12 protein-coding genes are annotated in these 17,866 nt (G+C 68.8%); 9 read left to right on the top strand and 3 right to left on the bottom strand.

What is annotated here, in order from left to right:
* Positions 1-21 precede the first annotated feature (21 nt).
* Positions 22-882 carry a sugar phosphate isomerase/epimerase family protein gene (locus BLU04_RS06305; RefSeq protein ID WP_157895161.1) on the bottom strand — a complete coding sequence of 287 codons (861 nt, stop codon included), beginning with the start codon at positions 880-882 and terminating at the stop codon, positions 22-24.
* Positions 883-1,181: 299 nt separating this feature from the next.
* Between BLU04_RS06305 and BLU04_RS06300 the strand changes: the two genes are divergently transcribed.
* The 8 genes from BLU04_RS06300 (at position 1,182) to BLU04_RS06265 (ending at position 11,561) form a co-directional block, all read left to right on the top strand.
* Positions 1,182-2,207, top strand: coding sequence for a Gfo/Idh/MocA family oxidoreductase (locus BLU04_RS06300; protein WP_093283617.1), 1,026 nt, complete (start codon positions 1,182-1,184; stop codon positions 2,205-2,207).
* A gap of 8 nt (positions 2,208-2,215) precedes the next feature.
* On the top strand, positions 2,216-3,550 hold the full coding sequence (locus BLU04_RS06295; protein WP_093283615.1) for a hypothetical protein: 1,335 nt from the start codon (positions 2,216-2,218) through the stop codon (positions 3,548-3,550).
* Between the two features lie 55 nt (positions 3,551-3,605).
* The gene (locus BLU04_RS06290; protein ID WP_093283612.1) at positions 3,606-4,649 is read left to right on the top strand and encodes an alcohol dehydrogenase catalytic domain-containing protein; all 1,044 of its coding nucleotides are present in this window, start codon (positions 3,606-3,608) and stop codon (positions 4,647-4,649) included.
* 33 nt (positions 4,650-4,682) lie between these two features.
* Positions 4,683-6,197: an FGGY family carbohydrate kinase gene (locus BLU04_RS06285; protein ID WP_093283609.1), complete on the top strand. Its 1,515-nt coding sequence runs from the start codon at positions 4,683-4,685 to the stop codon at positions 6,195-6,197.
* Positions 6,198-6,286: 89 nt separating this feature from the next.
* Positions 6,287-7,237 carry a shikimate dehydrogenase gene (locus BLU04_RS06280; RefSeq protein WP_093283607.1) on the top strand — a complete coding sequence of 317 codons (951 nt, stop codon included), beginning with the start codon at positions 6,287-6,289 and terminating at the stop codon, positions 7,235-7,237.
* A gap of 29 nt (positions 7,238-7,266) precedes the next feature.
* Positions 7,267-7,848 (top strand): glucose-6-phosphate isomerase family protein, encoded by a 582-nt coding sequence (locus tag BLU04_RS06275; protein WP_093283604.1) that lies wholly within the window; start codon positions 7,267-7,269, stop codon positions 7,846-7,848.
* A gap of 34 nt (positions 7,849-7,882) precedes the next feature.
* On the top strand, positions 7,883-8,824 hold the full coding sequence (locus tag BLU04_RS06270) for a phosphoglycerate dehydrogenase (RefSeq protein WP_093283602.1): 942 nt from the start codon (positions 7,883-7,885) through the stop codon (positions 8,822-8,824).
* A gap of 211 nt (positions 8,825-9,035) precedes the next feature.
* The gene (locus tag BLU04_RS06265) at positions 9,036-11,561 is read left to right on the top strand and encodes a PEP-CTERM sorting domain-containing protein (RefSeq protein ID WP_093283599.1); all 2,526 of its coding nucleotides are present in this window, start codon (positions 9,036-9,038) and stop codon (positions 11,559-11,561) included.
* Between the two features lie 13 nt (positions 11,562-11,574).
* Here the strand turns inward: BLU04_RS06265 and BLU04_RS06260 are convergent, their stop codons facing one another.
* Positions 11,575-14,781 carry an autotransporter-associated beta strand repeat-containing protein gene (locus BLU04_RS06260; RefSeq protein WP_093283597.1) on the bottom strand — a complete coding sequence of 1,069 codons (3,207 nt, stop codon included), beginning with the start codon at positions 14,779-14,781 and terminating at the stop codon, positions 11,575-11,577.
* A 381-nt stretch (positions 14,782-15,162) separates the two neighbouring features.
* Between BLU04_RS06260 and BLU04_RS06255 the strand changes: the two genes are divergently transcribed.
* The gene (locus tag BLU04_RS06255) at positions 15,163-16,098 is read left to right on the top strand and encodes an SDR family NAD(P)-dependent oxidoreductase (RefSeq protein ID WP_093283594.1); all 936 of its coding nucleotides are present in this window, start codon (positions 15,163-15,165) and stop codon (positions 16,096-16,098) included.
* An 8-nt stretch (positions 16,099-16,106) separates the two neighbouring features.
* On the opposite strand, the gene BLU04_RS06250 is transcribed toward BLU04_RS06255, so the two are convergent.
* Entirely contained in the window at positions 16,107-17,855 is a 1,749-nt protein-coding gene (locus BLU04_RS06250) for a hypothetical protein (RefSeq protein WP_093283591.1), read from the bottom strand.
* Positions 17,856-17,866: the final 11 nt, after the last annotated feature.

The following is a 17,866-nucleotide window of genomic DNA, read 5'->3' as shown; positions in this document are numbered from 1 at the left end:
GATGGAACGGACGGGACAGCCTTAGCCGACGCGGGCGGCGACCCCCTTCAGGTAGGCCATGCTCTCCTCGATCATCCGCTCTTCCTCTCCCTCGTAGTCGGGGTGGGGCATGTCGGTCTCGAAGGCGAGGAAGCCCTTGTAGCCGGCCTCCTTCAGGATGCGGGCGATCGACTCGACCTCGACGAGGCCGGTCCCGGCGGCGACGGAGGAGAAGTAATACCACTCGCGCACGCTGACCCCCTTCACCGGGCGGAGGTCCTTCACGTGGGTCGCGAAGACATGCTTCGCGAGCTTGCGGGTCGCCTCGACCGGATCGTCGAGGACGCGGATGAAGTTGGCCGTGTCGAGGTTGACGCCGAAGTACTCAGAGCCCACCTCCTCGATCAGCCAGAGGATCTCGTCGGAATTGTAGTCGATGTGGTTCTCCACCGCGAGGCGGATCCCCTTCTTCTCCGCGACGGCGGCGGCCTCGCGGAACCATTGGGCGAGGATCTTCAGCTGCGGCTCGTGCGGGGCGTTGCGGAACATGAGGCTGCTGCCGACGACCCGCATCACCGGCGCGCCGATCGCGGCGGCGTGCTCGATGTGGGCGATCATCTCCTCCTTCGCCTTCGCGTTGCCCCCCGCCTCGAGGCCGTCGGGATGGCCCCAGGCGTAGACGCGGTCAAAGCCGAGGGCGTCGAGCTTCGTCCGCAGCCGGGCGAGGTAGGCGGCCCCGAACTCGGGGAAGAAGCAGCTCTCGAGCGAGACGCCGTCGCAGCCGAGCGCCTTGGCGCGGTCGAGGAACGATTCCATCGTGTAGGGCGCGGGGGCCGGTTTCTGCATGGGATAGACCTCGCCGAAGAAGCGATGGTAGCAGTAGCTGTCGATGCCGATTTTCATGGGAAGACTCCGGGAATTTTTTGGGGGTGGATTTCGAGGATTCGGATGAATGGGGGCGGACCTCCTTTCTCCGCGATGCCGGACGCGGCGGGGAGAGAGGCGGCTGGGGGAAGCTATTCCCAAGCGCGACGCCAAGTCAATCATCGCCGGGCAGGGGGACCGCCGCGCGGCGGCCCTCGGGCGAGACGATAAGAGAGGAGCGCGAAACGCGATTCGCATTTGTATCATTTTATTACGCGATTGGTCATTGGGCGACGGAACCCGCTCGGGCAGGTTGGGACCTTCCCTCCATTTTTTTCATGAGCCAGCAACCCCTTCGCATCGCCATCGTCGGCACCGGCCGCGCCGGCATGATCCACGCCGGTAATTTCTCCCGTTCCGTCCCCGACGCCCGCGTCACGGCGGTCTCCGACGCCGTCGCCGAGTCCCGCGAGACCGCCGCCCGGGACCTCGCCCTCCCCGCCTCGGCGGCCCATGCCGACTACCGCGAGGCCGTCACCCGCGACGACGTCGACGCCGTCGTCATCGCCACCCCCACCTCCCTCCACCGGGAGATCGCCGAGGCCGCCGCCGCCGCCGGGAAGCACATCTTCTGCGAGAAGCCGATGGCGATGCGGGTCGACGAGTGCGACGCGATGATCGCCGCCGCCGCGAAGGGGAAGGTCAACCTCCAGATCGGCTTCATGCGCCGCTTCGACGCCGGATTCCGCGCGGCGAAGGCCCGGGTCGAGGCCGGGGAGATCGGCGAGGTCGTCCAGGTGAAGACCCTCACCCACGGCCCCAGCTACCCCCGTCCGTGGATGTTCGACCTCGCGAAGAGCAACGGCCCCCTCGCCGAGGTGAACAGCCACGACATCGACACGGTCCGCTGGTTCAGCGGCGGGGAATTCACCGAAGTCCACGCCATCGCCGGGAACTACCGGACCCCCGAGGCCGTCGCCGACTACCCCGACTTCTACGACCAGGTCCTCCTCACGGCCCGCCTCTCGAACGGCGCGCAGGGCTCGATCAGCGGCGCGCAGGGCGTCCAGTACGCCTACGACGCCCGGTGCGAGATCCTCGGCACCCACGGCCTGATCACGATCGGGAGCCTCCGCGGGGACACCGTCATGGTCTGCACCCGCGAGAAGGAACTCCGGAGCCCCGCCATCGTCTCGTGGATGAACCTCTTCCGCGAGGCCTACCTCGCCGAGGACATCGAGTTCGCCACCTCGATCCGGGAGGGCCGCCCCCCCGCCGCCGCCGGGAAGGACGGCCGCGCCGCCGTCGCCGTCGTCAACGCGGGCAACCAGTCGATCCGCGAGCGCAAGCCCGTCACCCTCTAAAGCCTGTTATGCCCTCCACCGAGCCGAAGCCGCAGATCGTCCCTCTCTTCTTCCAACCGGGCCGCGACGACGGCTTCGACCGCCAGCTCGTCATCCTGCGGGAGCTCTTCGGCGACGTCGCCGATTTCCTTCCGCCCGTCGCGCTGGGGGAATCCCTTCCCGCGGCCGACGCCGTGGTCTTCCCGCAACTTCTCGGCGAGGGCTACCGGTGCCTGGCCGCCTTCAAGGCGATCACCCTCCCGATCCTCATCATCACCTCGGAGTTCGGCACCTTCTCCATGTGGGACTGGGAGCTGATGACCTACCTCCGCGAGGCCGGCGTCCCGACCCTCGCCCCCCGCAGCCCGGCCCAGGCCCGGAAGATGTTCTCCGCCCTCCGCGTCCGCGCGGAGCTCCGCGGGACGAAGTTCCTCGTCTACCAGGACAATCCCGGCGAGGGACAGCAGGCCCCGATCTTCAAACGCTTCTATTGGTGGGAAAGCGAGGCCGTCCAGCGGATGACCGACCGCTTCGGCATCCGGATCGAGAAGCGGAGCTTCAAGGAACTCGGCGAGCGGTCCCGCTCCCTCCCCGACGCCGACGCCGTCGAGGCCCGCCGGAGCTGGGGCGTCCCGACGGAGGACCTCTCCGACCGCGCCCTCAACAGCGCGACGAAACTCTACCTGGCCGTGAAGCGCGACCTCGACGCCGACCGCTCGATCCGCGCCGTCGGCATCAACTGCCTCAACGAGTCCCACTTCTGCGACAGCACCCCGTGCCTCGCCTGGAACCGGCTCCACCTCGAGGGCGGCTTCATCTGGGGCTGCGAGGGCGACGTCATCTCGATGCTCAACCAGTACATCCTGAACAAGTCGCTCGGCGCGCCCGCGTTCATGACGAACCTCTATCCCTTCCTCATGGGCGACGCCGCCCTGCGGCACGAGCGGATGACCGCTTTCCCCCCCGTGAAGGGGAACCCCGACGACTACATCCTCGTCGCCCACTGCGGCTACACCGGCCTCATCCCCCAGTCCTACGCCACCGAGTGGAACCTCAAGAAGAAGGTCCTCCGCATCGTCGACGAGAACGCCGTCGCCATCGACGCCCGGATCCCCGAGGGGCCCCTCACCCTTGCGAAGATCCATTCCGACTTCTCGACGATGACCGTCGCCGAGGGCGAGCTCGAAGGCTACTCCCAGCAGCCGGGGACCGACTGCCTCACCGGCGGCGTCGTCCGGGTGAAGGACGGGAAGAAGCTCCTGAGCCGCCTCGCCTCCCACCACTTCCTCCTCATGCACGGCCACTACGGGTCGGACATCGGGGAGATCGCCCCCATCTTCGGGCTCCGGATCGACGAAGCCTGATGCGCCGACCGACCCGTTCCGAACCCAATCCCTCCCACCCCTCACCCCTCGTTTCATGAACGCCGCCCTCCTCTACGAAAAAGAAGACCTCCGCCTCGGCACCCTGCCCGAACCCCAGATCGGGGAGGGCGAAGTCCTGATCCGCACCGGCGGGGCCTCGATCTGCGGCACCGACATCCGCATGTGGAAGAACGGCCACGCCTTCGCCACGCCCGACCAACCCCTCGTGATCGGCCACGAGATGGCGGGGACGATCGCCCGCGTCGGGGCCGGGGTCCGGGGTCTCCAGGCCGGACAGCGCGTCTGCGTCGCCCCGAACTACAATCCCGTCAGCTCCGAGCTGACCGTCGCGGGCGAGGGCTACCTCGATCCCGACTACCGCGCCCTCGGCATCCACGAGCACGGCGCCTTCGCCGAGTACGTCCGCATCCCGCGCGAGGCCGTCCTCCAGGGGAACCTCTTCCCGATCCCCAACCACGTCAGCTTCGCGGCCGCCGCGATGGTGGAGCCCCTCTCCTGCGTCTACAACAACTACGAGAAGGCGCGCACCGGCCCCGGCGACGTCGTCCTCATCGTCGGCGCGGGCCCGATCGGCGTGATGCACGCGAAGCTCTCGAAGATGGTCGGCGCGGGGAAGGTGATCGTGAACGACCGCCACGAGGACCGCCTCGCCCTCGTCCGCTCGATCGACCCCTCCTTCATCACGATCTGCGGCGATCCCGGCGAGGAGCTGAAGCGCCTCACCGGCGGCCGCGGGGCCGACGTCATCATCACCGCCTGCTCTTCCGCCGACATCCAGGCCCGCGCCGTCGAGCTCGCCGCCGTCAACGGCCGCGTCCTCTTCTTCGGCGGCCTGCCGAAGGGGAAGTCCCACGTCCCGCTCGACACGAACCTGATCCACTACAAGCAGCTCCTCGTCACCGGGACGACCCGGCAGAGCCTCCGGCAGTTCCAGAAAACCCTCGCCCTGATCGCCGACGGCCTCCTCGTCGTCGATGACCTCGTCACCGCGACCTACCCCCTCGGCGAGATCCAGAAGGCCTTCGCCGGGGCCGTGAGCCGGACCGGCGGGCTGAAGACCGCCATCTCGTTCAACTAACGGGCGGCCCGGCCACCCCAGAAAACCAAGACCATGGCGTCGCTCGTCGGCATCGACATCGGCACCCAGGGGGTCAAGGCGGCGCTCTACACCGCCGACGGCCTCTGCCTCGCCGAGGCGTTCCGCCCCTCCCGTCCCCTGCGGCCCGAGCCCGGGACGGTCGAGGAGGACCCCGAATTCCAGTACACCTCGGCCCTCGAGGTTGTCGCCGAGTGCCTCGCCAAGGCGGGGGAGCCGGGCCGGGACGTCGCCGCGCTCGGCATCGCCGGGCAGATGGCGGGGGTCCTCGGCATCGACCGCGCGGGCCGCGCCGTCACCCCGTACGACTCGTGGCTCGACACCCGGTGCAGCGCCCAGATCGTCGAGATGAGCCGCGAGGCGGGCGACGAGATCCTGGGGAAGACCGGCAACGCCCCGAGCTTCAACCACGGCCCGAAGATCCTCTGGTGGAAGCAGACCCGGCCCGAGGCCTACGCCCGCATCCACGCCTTCGTCCAGCCCGGCGGCTACGTCGCGATGCGGCTCTGCGGCCTCGACGGCGCGGAGGCCTTCATCGACGCCACCTACCTCCACTTTTCCGGCTACGCCGACACCCGCCGCCGCGCGTGGGACGCGGACCTTTGCGCCCGCTTCGGGATCGATCCAGGGAAGCTTCCGCGGATCGTCGCCCCCCACGAGGTCGTCGGCCGGATCTCGTCCGAGGCCGCCCGGGCCTCGGGCCTCCCCGAAGGGCTCCCCGTCGTGGCGGGCTGCGGCGACACCGCCGCCAGCTTCCTTTCCTGCGGCGCGACCCGCGAGGGGATCTGCGTCGACGTGGCCGGGACGGCCTCGGTCTTCGCCGCGACGACCTCGGAGTTCATCGCCGATCCCTCGCGGACCCTCGGCTGCGGCCCCTCCGTCGTCCCCGGCCTCTGGCATCCCTACGCCTACGTGAATGGCGGCGGGCAGAACCTCGAATGGTTCCGCGGGACGATCCTCAAGGGCCGCCTTTCCTTCGAGGAACTGAACCGCCTCCCCGAGGTCGCCGACGCCGATCCCTTGCGCGACGCCTCCCTCCCGTTCTTCGTCCCCCACCTCGGCGGGCGGGTCTCGCCGAACTGGCCCGCGCTGCGGGGCGGCTGGGTCGGGCTCGGCTGGGACGCCTCGGAGGGAACCCTCTTCCGCTCGATGCTCGAGGGCGTCGCGCTCGAATACGGCCTGTACCGGCGGGCGCTCCGGGCGCTCCTGCCTGGCTTCGAGATCGGCGAAATCCGCATCACCGGCGGCGGCGAGAAGAGCGCGCCGTGGAACCGGATCAAGGCCGACCGCCTCCGCGCCGACGTCGTCGGCATCGCCCGCGCCGGGGGCGCCCCCGTCGGGGCCGCCCTCCTCGCCGGGCACGGCGTCGGGCTCTTCCCCGCCCTCGCCACCGCCGCCGACTGCTGGACCGTCCTCGGCGCCCGCACCCGGCCCGCCGCCGATCCCCGGATCGCCGCGCTGGGCGAGGCCCGCATCGGCCGCTACGCGGCGCTCCTCGACGCGCTCCACGGCTGGAGCGCGGCTTCGTGAGCCCGCTTCCTCGCTTTCGCATTTATACCATTTAATTGCGCAAACCTTCATTTCCCCGAAACCCCCTCCACCCCATCCTCGATTTTCCCATGAGTGCCTACCCCCCCGCAGACAAGCCGACCATGTACTTCATCGGCGTCACCACCGCGAAGTCGTCGATCAACCGCATCTTTCCCCTCTGGGCCCAGGCCCTCGGGCTGGGCGACTGCCAGCTCCGCGGCATCGACTTCAAGCTCCACGACACGGCGGAGAACTACCGCGCCGCCGTCGACTTCATCAAGAACGACCCCTTCTCCCGGGGCGCGCTCGTCACCACCCACAAGCTCGACCTCTGCGCCGCCTGCCGCGACCAGTTCGACGAGATCGACGCCTTCTCCGACGCCCTCGGCGAGGTGAGCAGCATCTACAAGCGCGACGGCCGCATCCTGGGCCGCGCGGTCGATCCCTTCAGCAGCGGCCTCGCCCTGGAGGCCTTCCTCCCCGCCGACTACTGGATCAAGAACCCCGAGGCCGAGGTCCTCATCCTCGGCGCGGGCGGCTCCGCCGTCGCCCTCGCCTGGCACCTGGTGCAGGAACGCCACGGCGCCAACAAGCCCCGCCGCATCCATGTCGCCAACCGGAGCACGCCCCGCCTCCACCACCTCCGCCAGGTCCACGCGGGCTGGCACACCCCCGTCGAGCTCCTCATCCACCACGTCCCCCAGGCCGAGATGAGCGACGCCCTCGTCGCGAAGCTCCCGCCCGGCTCCCTGATCGTGAACGGCACCGGCCTCGGCAAGGACGCCCCCGGCTCCCCCCTCACCGACGCCGTCGTCTTCCCGGAGCGGGCCTATGTCTGGGAATTCAACTACCGCGGCAACCTCGTCTTCCTCGACCAGGCCCGGGCCCAGGAAAAGAGCCGCTCGCTCTTCGTCGAGGACGGCTGGATCTACTTCATCCACGGCTGGACCCGCGTCATCGCCGACGTCTTCGACGCGGAGATCCCCCCGCGCGGCCCCGTCTTCGACCGCCTCTCCGAGATCGCCAAGGAAGCCCGCTGATCCCTCTCCCACCCACCCAACCCACTCCCATGCCCGCCATCGAACTCCATCCCGAGACCCGCTTCATCGATCCCTTCGCCGTCGACTTCGACCTGGTCGCCGGAATCATGAAGGAACCGAAGGACCACCTCGTCCGCCGCGCCTCCGACATGAAGGGCCACTACCAGGACCAGGCCGCCTTCGACCGCCTCGTCGCCGACGGCAACCCCCTCCACTACGAGGTCTTCGAGGTCCCCGTCCCGCACGAATACGGCCACCTGATGTACTGCATCAGCAAGCTCCAGGCCGGCAAGGTCGGCGACGAGTACTTCATGACGAAGGGCCACTACCATTCCCGGGTCAACACCGGGGAGATCTACCTCGCCCTGCGCGGCGAGGGCCTGATGATGATGAAGACCTCCGACGGCCAGTGCCGGTGGGAACGCTTCGCCCCGGGCCGGATGGTCTACGTCCCGCCCTACTGGGGCCACCGCTCGATCAACACCGGGAGCGAGCCGCTGATCAGCTTCTGCGTCTATCCGGGCGACGCCGGGCACAATTACGGCGACATCGAAAAGGAAGGCTTCCCGAAGCGGGCTTTCGACCGCGGCGGCCAGGTCGTGATCGAGTAACCCCCCCTTCCGGACCCTCCCCCCCCCACGCGCCATGGGCCGCATCCTCGTCACCCCCCGCTCCGTCACCCGGAGCGGCCATCCCTCCCTCGACCGCCTCCGGGCGGCGGGGCACGAGGTCGTCCTCGGGCCGGCCGGACGCCAGCCGAGCGAGGCCGAGCTCCTGGAGCTCCTCCCCGCCTGCGAGGGCTACCTCGCCGGGGTCGAGCCCGTTTCGGCCCGCGTCCTCGCCGCCGCCTCCCGGCTCCGCGCCATCAGCCGGAACGGGACCGGGATCGACAATGTCGACACCGAGGCCGCGCAGGCCCGAGGCATCGCCCTCCTCCGCGCCGAGGGGGCCAACGCCCGCGGCGTCGCCGAGCTGACCATCGGCTTCCTCTTCGCCCTCGCGCGGGGGCTCCCCGTCACCGACGCCCGGATGAAGGAGCGGAAGTGGGAACGGGCGAACGGCATCGAGCTGGAGGGGAAGACCCTCGGCGTCGTCGGCTGCGGCCGGATCGGCCGCCTCGTCTCGGGGATGGCGCTCGGGATCGGGATGAAAGTGATCGCCCAGGACCTCTATCCCGACGCCTCCTACCGCCCCTCGCCCGATTTCCGCTTCGCCCCGCTGCCGGAACTCCTCGCCGCCGCCGACGTCGTCACCCTCCACTGCCCCCCCCTTCCCGGCCACCGCCCCCTGATCGACGCGGCGGCCCTTGCCGGAATGAAGAAGGGGGTCTTCCTGGTCAACACCGCCCGCTTCGACCTCATCGATCCGGCCGCCATCGCCGCCGCGCTCGATTCCGGAGGGATCGCCGCCCTCGCCCTCGACGTCTTCGACGGGGAGCCGCCGCAGGACTGGTCCCTCGCCGCCCATCCCCGCGTCATCGCCTCCCCCCACATCGGCGGCTTCACCGCCGAGAGCATCGACCGCGCGATGGATTTTGCCGTCGACAACCTCCTCCGCGCCCTCGCCGCGACCCCGGCCGCGCATTGATTTTTTGCTGGAAAATAGCGATTGCTATTGATAAATATTCTAGAGAATTCGATCTGAAAGCCCGATTCGATCGGGCGCAGCGCCTTCTCTGGCGATTTTCGGTTTGCGTAAAAGTCCCATTATCATTCGCATTCGTCTCTTATGGAAAGAAACACGGATGCGATAAAGTGCACTGTAAGCCAACGCCCCCACTCCACCTCATACGTTCGTTATGAATAAACAATATAACCTCCTCTCCCTCGCCCTCCTGAGCCTTTCCCTGGTGCTTCCCGCCACCCAGGCGAAAGCCCAGTCGACCCTTTATTTCGGTGCCTTGGGGACAGGCGGAAGCGGCACGTGGGATAGCGGCACCAACGGAACTTGGAATACGGCAGTGAATGGCGACATTGCCAATATCACTCCCTGGATCAACGGCGATGTCGCCGACTTTGCCGGGACGGCCGGGACCGTGACCTCCACAGGAGGGATGACGGCGAGCGGGATCATCTTCGACACGGCGGGTTACACGATCACCGGCTCCGCGATCACCCTGGCCGGGCCGACGCCGACGCTCGTCATGAACCAGAACGCCACGATCAACGCCTCTCTGGCGGGTACCAGCGGCTTCACCGTGGCAGGAACGGGAACGCTGACGCTCGGGGTGCTCCCGACCGCCACCGGCGGCTACAGTGTTATCGGCGGCAGCACCCTTCAGTTCGCCAACGTCGGCACGACCGGGGCGGGCACCTATGTCAGCCAGGCGATCGCCGTCGGCACCGGATCGAACCTCGTCTTCAGCAACAGCACGTCGACCAACGAATCGAACACCTCGGCCCTCTCGGGTTCCGGCAACGTGACGATCAGCGGCTTCGGAACCTCCTACTTCAACCTGAACGGCACCAACACGGAAAGCTCCCTGACCATCAACCTGACCCAGGGCTCGGCCAGCGCGGCGAGCTGGTACGTCGGCACCGTCTTCATCGGCGCCCCCACCACCACCCCGACGCCCAACGCGGTGAACATCGGGACGCTGACCGTCAACTCGGGCTACGTCGAAGTCCGCCAAAGCATGACCATGGGCGGCATCAACGGAACCGGCGGCGCCATCACCTCCGACTCCGCCGCCAGCGGCACGATCCTGACGCTGAACGGCACCGGCAGCTACACCTACAGCGGCACGGTCGGCAAGTCGGCCAATCTCCTCGGCACCGCGATCGCCGATACCGCCCGCTCCGCGAACGTGACCGTGAACAAGACCGGGACCGGCACCCAGTCGATCGCCGTCGGCAACTGGACGGGTACCACCACGGTCAGCGCGGGAACGCTCGAAGTCGTCTCGGCGAACCTGACGGGCACCGTCACGGTCAGCGGGGGAACCCTCCTCATCGACTCGGGAACCCTCTCGGGGGTCACCTCGATCAGCGCGGGGACGCTCGAACTCGTCTCGGGAAGCCTCACGGCGGGCAGCACCGGCCTCTCCAGCGGCACCTACGTCGCCGCGGGGGCGACGTTCAACCTCGACTCCGGCACCGCCTACTCCGGCACGGGGGCAGGCATCAAGGGAACGGTCAACATCGGCTCGGGCGGAACGTTCTACCTGAACAACGTCTACGGTGGAAATGTGGCCGGGAGCACCTTGGGCGCCTACCTGCTCTCCACCACGAAGTTCAACGGCGCGGGCAACCTGGTCATCAGCGGCGCGTCGTCGACGACCTCCGGCCCCGGCTACTGGGGCTTCAACAGCACGGGGATGATCAACATCACCGGCACGACGACCATCAACATTTCCCCCGCCGGAACCAGTGCCAACGTCGGCCTCGGCATCGTCTACGCGAATGCGGTGAACGCCTTTTCCACCTCGTCCCTCATGGACATCGAAGCCGGCATCTTCGACACCCGGTACGGCCAGACCTTCGCCGGCCTCACCGGCCAGGCGGGAACCTACGTGACCAACGACCTCACGACCGTCGCCATCGACACCATCAACCTTGCCTCGGGGACCCAGACCTTCCAGGGCAACATCGGCACCGCCTCGAACAACGGCTTCACCGTCGGGGGTAACTACGTGGGAATCACGAAGACCGGCGCGGGGACCCAGATCCTGAAGGGGACCAACACGTACACCGGCGCGACGACGGTCAGCGCGGGCGCGCTCCTCCTGAACGGCACCGGCTCGATCAGCGCCAGCACGGCGACGGTCTCCGGCGTCAACGCCTCCAACAAGGCGACCTACGGCGGCGCGGGCTCGATCTACAAGACGAACGTCGGGAACTTCGGCATCCTCCAGGTCGGCGACGCGAACGACTCGACGAACGCGAGCCGCTACTCCCTCACCGCGACCGGCGCGGTGACGACGACCTCGGGCTCGGCCCTCTCCTTCATCCTCGCCGGGACGACGGCGGGGAGCGGCTACAGCCAGCTGGCGATGGGGACCAACCTCCTCACCATCGGAACCGGCACCGACCTGACCTTGACCCTCAACTACGCCGCGAGCGTGAACGACGCCTTCAACATCGTCACCGGCACGACGGCCGTCTCGGGCCTCTTCGCCAGCCTCAACGGCACGACGACGACCCTCGCCGACGGCTCGACGTTCACCCTCGGCAGCGACGTCCTCCGGATCAACTACGGCGCGGGCGGCGGCATCACGCTGACGGTCCTCTCCGTGCCGGAGCCCTCCACCGTCGTCCTCCTCGGCGGCGGGGCGCTCTTCCTGGCGATGGCCATCCGCCGCCGCCTCGCCCTCGAGCGCATCTAATCTTCTCCCCGCCCTACGCCATCCGGCGGCGGCGGGCGGCGGCCAGGCCGAGGAAGGCGAGGCCCATTCCCATCAGCATCCACGTGCCGGGCTCGGGAACCGCGACGGCGGTGATCGAGAGGGTGATGTCGTAGCCGGTCCCGTCGGGAACCTGGGAGAGGGTCCCGGCGAGGCCGAGGGAGGCGAGGGTCGCGATCGAGGAGGCGGTGAGGCCCAGGTCGTTGGCGAGGTTCGTGTTGTAGAAGATCCCCGAGGCGTTGTTCGCCGCCGTGACGAAGGTGTAGTTCCCCGCCGCGATCGTTCCCGTGAGGGCGAGCTGCGAGGTGGTGAAGGTCACCGCGCCCTTGCCGTTGAGGACGATCTTGTCGTTGCTCCCCGCCCCGGCGAGGTCGAAGTTCAGGACCGCGTTCGTGAGGGCGAGGGTCGTCTTCGCCGTGTCGGAGACGCCGCCGACGGTGAGCGTGCCGACCGTCAGCGCGCCGCCCGGATTGACCGAGGAGGCGGCGAGGGTCGCCGGAGTCGCCGCGCTGCTGTTCATGAGGAGGGCGCTGCCGCCGCCGCTCCCGGAGAGGGCACCGACCACCGCGCTGTTCCCGGAGAGGTCGAGGGTGGCGCCGCCGAGGATCGTGAGGGCGTTGGCCGAGGCGCCGAGGCCTGCCGCGTTGCCGAGGGTGACCTTGCCCGCCTGGATCGTCGTGCCGCCGGTGTAGGTGTTCGCCCCGGAGAGGACCGTCGTCCCCGCGCCGGTCTGGGTGAAGGCCCCGCTGCCGCTGACGACGCCGGAGAGGGTGTTCGTGATCCCCGCCCCTTCGGCACCGACGACCGAGCCCGAGTTCGAGATCGCCTTGGAGAGGGTCGAGCCGTTCGCCATGTCGAAGGCGACCGTCGCCCCGCTCGCGACGGAGACCGAGGCCGTGGCGGCGACGGAACCGCTGGTCCCGTTGCCGACCTGGAGGGTTCCGGCGCTCACCGAGGTCGCCCCCGTGTAGGTGTCGGTCCCGGTCAGGACCGTCGTCCCCGCGCCCGCCTGGGTGAGGCCGCCGGTGCCGCTGACGACGCCGGAGAGGGTGTTCGTGACTCCCGGGTCCTCGACCCCCGCCACCGTGCCGGAATTCACGATCGCCTTGGAGAAAGTCGACCCGTTCGCCATGTCGAAGGAGAGGGTCGCCCCGGCGGCGACGGTCGCCGAGGAGGTCGCCCCGATCGAGCCCGAGGTCCCGTTGCCGACCTGGAGGGTCCCGGTGTTCACCGAGGTCGAGCCGGTGTAGACGTTCGCCCCGGAGAGGACCAGCGTCCCGGCCCCTTCCTTCGTGAGGGCGATGTTGTCCTTGTTGCCCCCGGTGACGCCGATCGCCCCGGCGAAGACCGAGTCGGTCCCGAGGTAGCCGACGGAGAGGGTGTTCGTCCCGGAGGTCGAGCCGATGATCGTGCCGCCGCCGGAGAGCTCGCCGAGCTTCAGGACCTGGTTCGCGCTCGCCCCGTAGAAGCCGACGGTGCGGGTCGAGGCCGAGCCGTCCATGACGAGGGTGGCGTTGGAGAAGTCGAACGTCGCGGCGATCGTGTTGCCCGAGCCGAAGGACCAGTTTTCCTGGCCCGCCGTCCTGAAGAGGAGGGTGCCGGTGAAGCCGCTGTAGCCGCCGACGCTGGTGTTGGTGAAGCCGACCATCGCGCCCGCCGCGCCCGCCCCCTCGGTGGCGAGGGTGCCGCTGCCGCTGATCGCCCCGGTGAGGAGGACCGAGGTGGCGACGCTGCTCGAGATCGCGCTGAGGCCCCCGGTGACGACGAGGCTGTTCGAGATCGTGAGCCCCGCGCCGGTCGCCCCCTGGAGGGTGCCGCCCGCGAGGGTGACGGTGCCGCTGCTGAGCGCGCCCGCGTTCCCGAGCTGGACCGTGCCGGAGGTGATCGTCGTCCCGCCGGTGTAGTTGTTCGAGTTGCCGAGGACGATGGTGCCGTTGCCGACGCTGCCGAGGGTGAGGGAGCCGGTGTTGAAGGTGTAGTTGTTGATCGTGGCGTTGATCGTGAGGGTCTGGTCGTTCGTGGTGACGACCAGCTCGCTGTTCCCGGCGGCGGCGGTCGTCCCGATGTTGATCGCGCCGAGGGTCGTGAAGTTCAGGGTCAGCGCCCCCGTCCCCGCGTTCATGAGGCCGTTGAGGTTCGCCGCGCTGAGGGCGTTGGTCCAGTTGCCGCCCGTGCCGGTGTAGGTGATGGTGTTCGCGGTGACGTTGCCGAGGATCTGGGAGACGTTGGCGGTGAAGCTGTAGTTCGTCGTCGCGCTGCTGATGTTCCCCATGTTCGTCGTCGCCGCCGTCGCGCCGGTGTAGGAGGCGATGTTGCCGCCGGTGACGGTGGCGTAGCGGAGGGAGGAGCCGCTCCCGACGGTCGCCCACGCGCCGAGGATCCCGTTCGTGTTGCCGTTGCCGGCCTTCGTCGTCCCGGTGACCGAGGAGACATTGAGGAGGCCCCCGGCGTTCCGGGTGATCGTCCCGAGGTTGACGTTGTTGCCCGCCGTGGCGTTCGCGACGGTCGAGAGGCCGGGGCTCACCGTCGTCGAGGCGAAGGCCTGGGTCGAGCCCCCCGCCGTCGGCGCATAGGTCAGCGTCCCGCCGCCGAGGTTCAGCGTCCCGGCGGCGTTGAGGGAGCCGGTGAGGTTTAGCGAACCGCCCCGGAGGATCGTCCCGCCGGAGTAGGTGTTCGCGCCGGAGAGGGTCACCGTGCCGCCGCCGTAGCCGCCGCCGAGGGTGAGGGAATTGGCCCCGGAGACGACGCCGGAGACGTTCAGCGCGCCGCCCGCGTAGACATTCCAGGTGTTGGCCCCCGCGAGGGCGATCCCGGCGCTGATCGCCTCGGCGGTCGTCGCGCGGGTGGTGATCCCCTTGTAGAGGGAGAAGGCATTGCCGCCGAGGGTGTAGGCGGCGGCGTTCGTGGTGAAGGAGAGGCTGCCGAGGGTGAGGCCGGAGAGATTGTCGTTCAGCGAGGTCGAGGTCGAGGCGTCAAAGACATAGGTGTCGGCCGAGGTCGCGCTGGAAGAGGGAGCGCCGTTGGTCCCGGTCGCCGCATAGCGGCTCCAGTCGGAGCTGTCGCCCCAGGAGGTCGTCGCCGGGGTCGAGTCCCAGTAATAGGAAGCCGCCCCGGCCCGGCCGGCGGCGGCGCAGAAAAGCGCGAGGACGAGGACGAGGATGAAGCCGCCCCGGCCGTTCTTTTTATACCCTTCAGCAGTCATGATTAAATCATGCTTCCGAAGGTTATTTAATTCAAATTTCTCGGATGATTATTCTACCTATTAAATCATGGAAACGTTACTTAACTTCATTTTTGAAATTGATAATGAACGGCTTAAAAATAAATAAAACAACATGTAGTCCGCTGACCGACAGAGATTAAATACAACGGACTACAAACCCGTCAGACCGAGGTTTACAACCCCATTTCCCCTAAGACCGACACGTTTTTTCGACCTCCCCCGGAGACCTCCGCGAACGACGTGACGGCACCCGCTTTCGGACGCCCTTCCGGGCGCGGCGCACGCGTTCAAAATCTCATGGAAAACTTTCCCCGAAGCCCTTAGCGTGTCGGCCTGCGGGCCTGCCCCGATCTTCCCGACATGAACTCTTCCCCCAAGACCGCCCTCGTCACCGGCGGTGCCGGCTTCATCGGCTCCCACCTCGCCGAACGGCTGGTGCGGGAGGGCCACCGGGTCCGCATCCTCGACAACCTCAAGACGGGCTCGCGGGAGAACCTCGACAACCTCGCCGCCCTGGCTCCCGTCGACTTCATCGAGGGCGACCTCCGCGATCCGCAAAAGGTCGAGGAGGCCGTCGCGGGCTGCGATTGGGTCTTCCACCTCGCCGCCCTCGTCTCGGTTCCCGAGTCGTTCTCGAAGCTCGAGGAATGCGAGGAGATCAACTCCCGCGGCACCCTCCACCTCCTCCGCGCGGCAAGCCGCCAAGCCAGCCGCTTCCTCTCCGCCTCGACCTGCGCCGTCTACGGCGACGCCCGCACCCTCCCCATCGCCGAGACCGCCCCCCTCGACCCCCTCAGCCCCTACGCGGCGGCGAAACTGGCCGCCGAATGGCACTGCCGCCACATCGCGCAGACCACCCCCCTCCAGACCCTCTCCCTCCGCTTCTTCAACGTCTACGGCCCCCGCCAGCGGGCCGACTCCCCCTACTCCGGCGTCATCGCGAAATTCATCGACGCAGCGAAGCGGGGCCAGGCCCCGACGATCCACGGCGACGGCGGCCAGACGCGGGACTTCATCCACGTCACCGACGTCGCCGCCTGCCTCCTCCGCTGCGCCTCCTCCGAGACCCCCTTCACCCCCGGCCTCGCCCTCAACGTCGGGACCGGCGAGGCCGTCTCCCTCCTCACCCTCTGGGAGGCCATCGAAAAAGCCGCCGGCCTCTCCCTCCCCCCGCTCTTCGCCCCGCCCCGCCAGGGCGACATCCGCCACTCCCGGGCCGACGCCCGCAAGGCGCTCGACCTCTTCGGCTGGAAAGCCGAATGCCCCCTCGCCCAGGGCATCGCGACGCTTCTGTAACGCCTGCTTTACGAGGTGCGGGCCCTGATTTCGTCAAAGAGGTCGGCGGAGGCGGATCGGAAGAGGATGGCCTTTCCGGGAAGAAAGGGAAGGGCGCGGGGGGAGTCGGTGAGGAGCGCGGTCTTGCCCGCCGCCAGGGCCGCCAGGCGGGCCTGTTCGGCCGGCTGGCGGAGGGCGCGGGGGAGGAAGAGGGGAAGGAGGTCGTCCCACGTGACGCGGCGGCCGATCCGGGAGAAGAGGAGGAGGCGGGCGAGATCGAGCCGCGTCGGCACCCCGGCCATGCGGGAGGGGACGAGCCAGGAAAGGGATAACGCCTTCAGGACGCCGAGGAGGAGATGGCCGAGGAATCCCTTTTCGACGACGGGCCGATGGACTTCGATCCCGGGCAGGAGGAGCCCTTCCTTTTCAGCCGCGGCCTGAAGGAGCGGCCAGGTCGCCGGGAAAAAGAGGACGGCCCCGAGCCCGGCCCCGGCGGACGCGGTTTCCGGCGCAGGCGGTGCGATCAGACTCGGAGAAGCGGGAGTCGCCGGAGCGGGCGGGCAAGGCTCCCCGTGCGCGAGGAGGAGGGAGACGAAGCGCCGGGCGTTGTGGTGCGCCTTCCATTCCTTCTGGCGCTGGGCCGCCTCGCGGCGGAGGCGCGGAAGGGCGACGGGCAGGCCCCGGAGGAGGGCGGCAACGGAGGCGGGGGAACGATTCGCGCAGAACAGGCCGGTCCCCGCCGAGGCGATGCGGCGTCCGGGGCACGAGTCGGCGGGGGTAAGGACGATCTTTCCCGCGCCGATGGCGTCGGCAACGATGCCGGAGGTGCGGTCGGCATAGGCCTCCTCATGATAGGGGGCGAGGATGACGTCGGCCGATTCGATGAGGGCGGCATAGGCGGTCTCGGAGATCGCCTCGTCGAGGAGGGTGACGCCGGGAAGGGCCGCCTCGCGCAGGCGGGCGATGCGGGGCCGGAGCGCGGCTTCGGGGGAGGAGGCCTGGAGGACGAACTCGAAGGGAGCGGCGTCGCCCGTCTCGCGAAGGAGGAAGAGGGCGTCGACGATTTCGGCGAAGCCTTTCTCGATCCGCGCATTGCCGAGGGAGACACACCGGATCGGCCGGGCCTCGCGCTCCCGCGCCTCGGGATCGGCGTCGGCGAAGGAGGCGTGGGGAAAGGGAAGCAGGTGGACGGGGCGGCCGATCCGCGCGCCGTACAGGCGGGCCAATTCCTCGCTGTCGGAAAAGCAGGTGACCGACTCGCGGCTGCCGGGAAGGCGATGGAGCGCCTCGAAGGCGGCGTCGAGGAAGGCCGCGTCGAAGAAGTAGAAGGGGTAGCGGAAGAGGAGCTTGAGCTGCGGCCTCCGCGCGGGAGGGAGCGCGGCGTACCAGTCGACGAGACCGGCGATCTGGCCGTGGAGGAAGGAGTGGACGAAGACGACGCTCTCGGGCGTGAGCGCGGAGGCCGGAAGATGGGTGCGGAGATCGGCGAGGAAGGCGCGGTTGGCGAAGGCGGCGCGGAGCTTTTCGGTCGGGACGCCCTTCGCGAGGAGCCGCCCGTCGGCCCCGCCCGGCACGGCGTTCTTTCCCCAGATGTCGTGCCGGAAGGCGGGGCGGAAGGCCAGGGGCGAGCCGGGAGGCGGGACGAAGCCGAGGCGGGTCAGGACGAGGGAATCGAGGCCGAGGGCCGCCGCGCCTTTCTGGAGGGCGAGGTCGTAGGGGAGGTAGTGGCCGCTGTCGTCGTGAAGCTCGGGGCTCAGGATGAAAAGGCGGGGCTTCATTGCGAAGGAGG

Origin of the sequence: Verrucomicrobium sp. GAS474, assembly GCF_900105685.1 — a bacterium.
In the GTDB taxonomy this organism is placed as follows: domain Bacteria; phylum Verrucomicrobiota; class Verrucomicrobiia; order Methylacidiphilales; family GAS474; genus GAS474.
Note: the sequence above shows the minus strand (reverse complement) of the source record. Positions and strands in the feature narration are given on the sequence as shown.

Excerpts from the sequence above, each read along its gene's own strand:
- BLU04_RS06305 (WP_157895161.1), bottom strand. The coding sequence starts at position 882 with ATGAAAATCGGCATCGACAGCTACTGCTACCATCGCTTCTTCGGCGAG.
- BLU04_RS06300 (WP_093283617.1), top strand. The coding sequence starts at position 1,182 with ATGAGCCAGCAACCCCTTCGCATCGCCATCGTCGGCACCGGCCGCGCC.
- BLU04_RS06295 (WP_093283615.1), top strand. The coding sequence starts at position 2,216 with ATGCCCTCCACCGAGCCGAAGCCGCAGATCGTCCCTCTCTTCTTCCAA.
- BLU04_RS06290 (WP_093283612.1), top strand. The coding sequence starts at position 3,606 with ATGAACGCCGCCCTCCTCTACGAAAAAGAAGACCTCCGCCTCGGCACC.
- BLU04_RS06285 (WP_093283609.1), top strand. The coding sequence starts at position 4,683 with ATGGCGTCGCTCGTCGGCATCGACATCGGCACCCAGGGGGTCAAGGCG.
- BLU04_RS06280 (WP_093283607.1), top strand. The coding sequence starts at position 6,287 with ATGAGTGCCTACCCCCCCGCAGACAAGCCGACCATGTACTTCATCGGC.
- BLU04_RS06275 (WP_093283604.1), top strand. The coding sequence starts at position 7,267 with ATGCCCGCCATCGAACTCCATCCCGAGACCCGCTTCATCGATCCCTTC.
- BLU04_RS06270 (WP_093283602.1), top strand. The coding sequence starts at position 7,883 with ATGGGCCGCATCCTCGTCACCCCCCGCTCCGTCACCCGGAGCGGCCAT.
- BLU04_RS06265 (WP_093283599.1), top strand. The coding sequence starts at position 9,036 with ATGAATAAACAATATAACCTCCTCTCCCTCGCCCTCCTGAGCCTTTCC.
- BLU04_RS06260 (WP_093283597.1), bottom strand. The coding sequence starts at position 14,781 with ATGACTGCTGAAGGGTATAAAAAGAACGGCCGGGGCGGCTTCATCCTC.
- BLU04_RS06255 (WP_093283594.1), top strand. The coding sequence starts at position 15,163 with ATGAACTCTTCCCCCAAGACCGCCCTCGTCACCGGCGGTGCCGGCTTC.
- BLU04_RS06250 (WP_093283591.1), bottom strand. The coding sequence starts at position 17,855 with ATGAAGCCCCGCCTTTTCATCCTGAGCCCCGAGCTTCACGACGACAGC.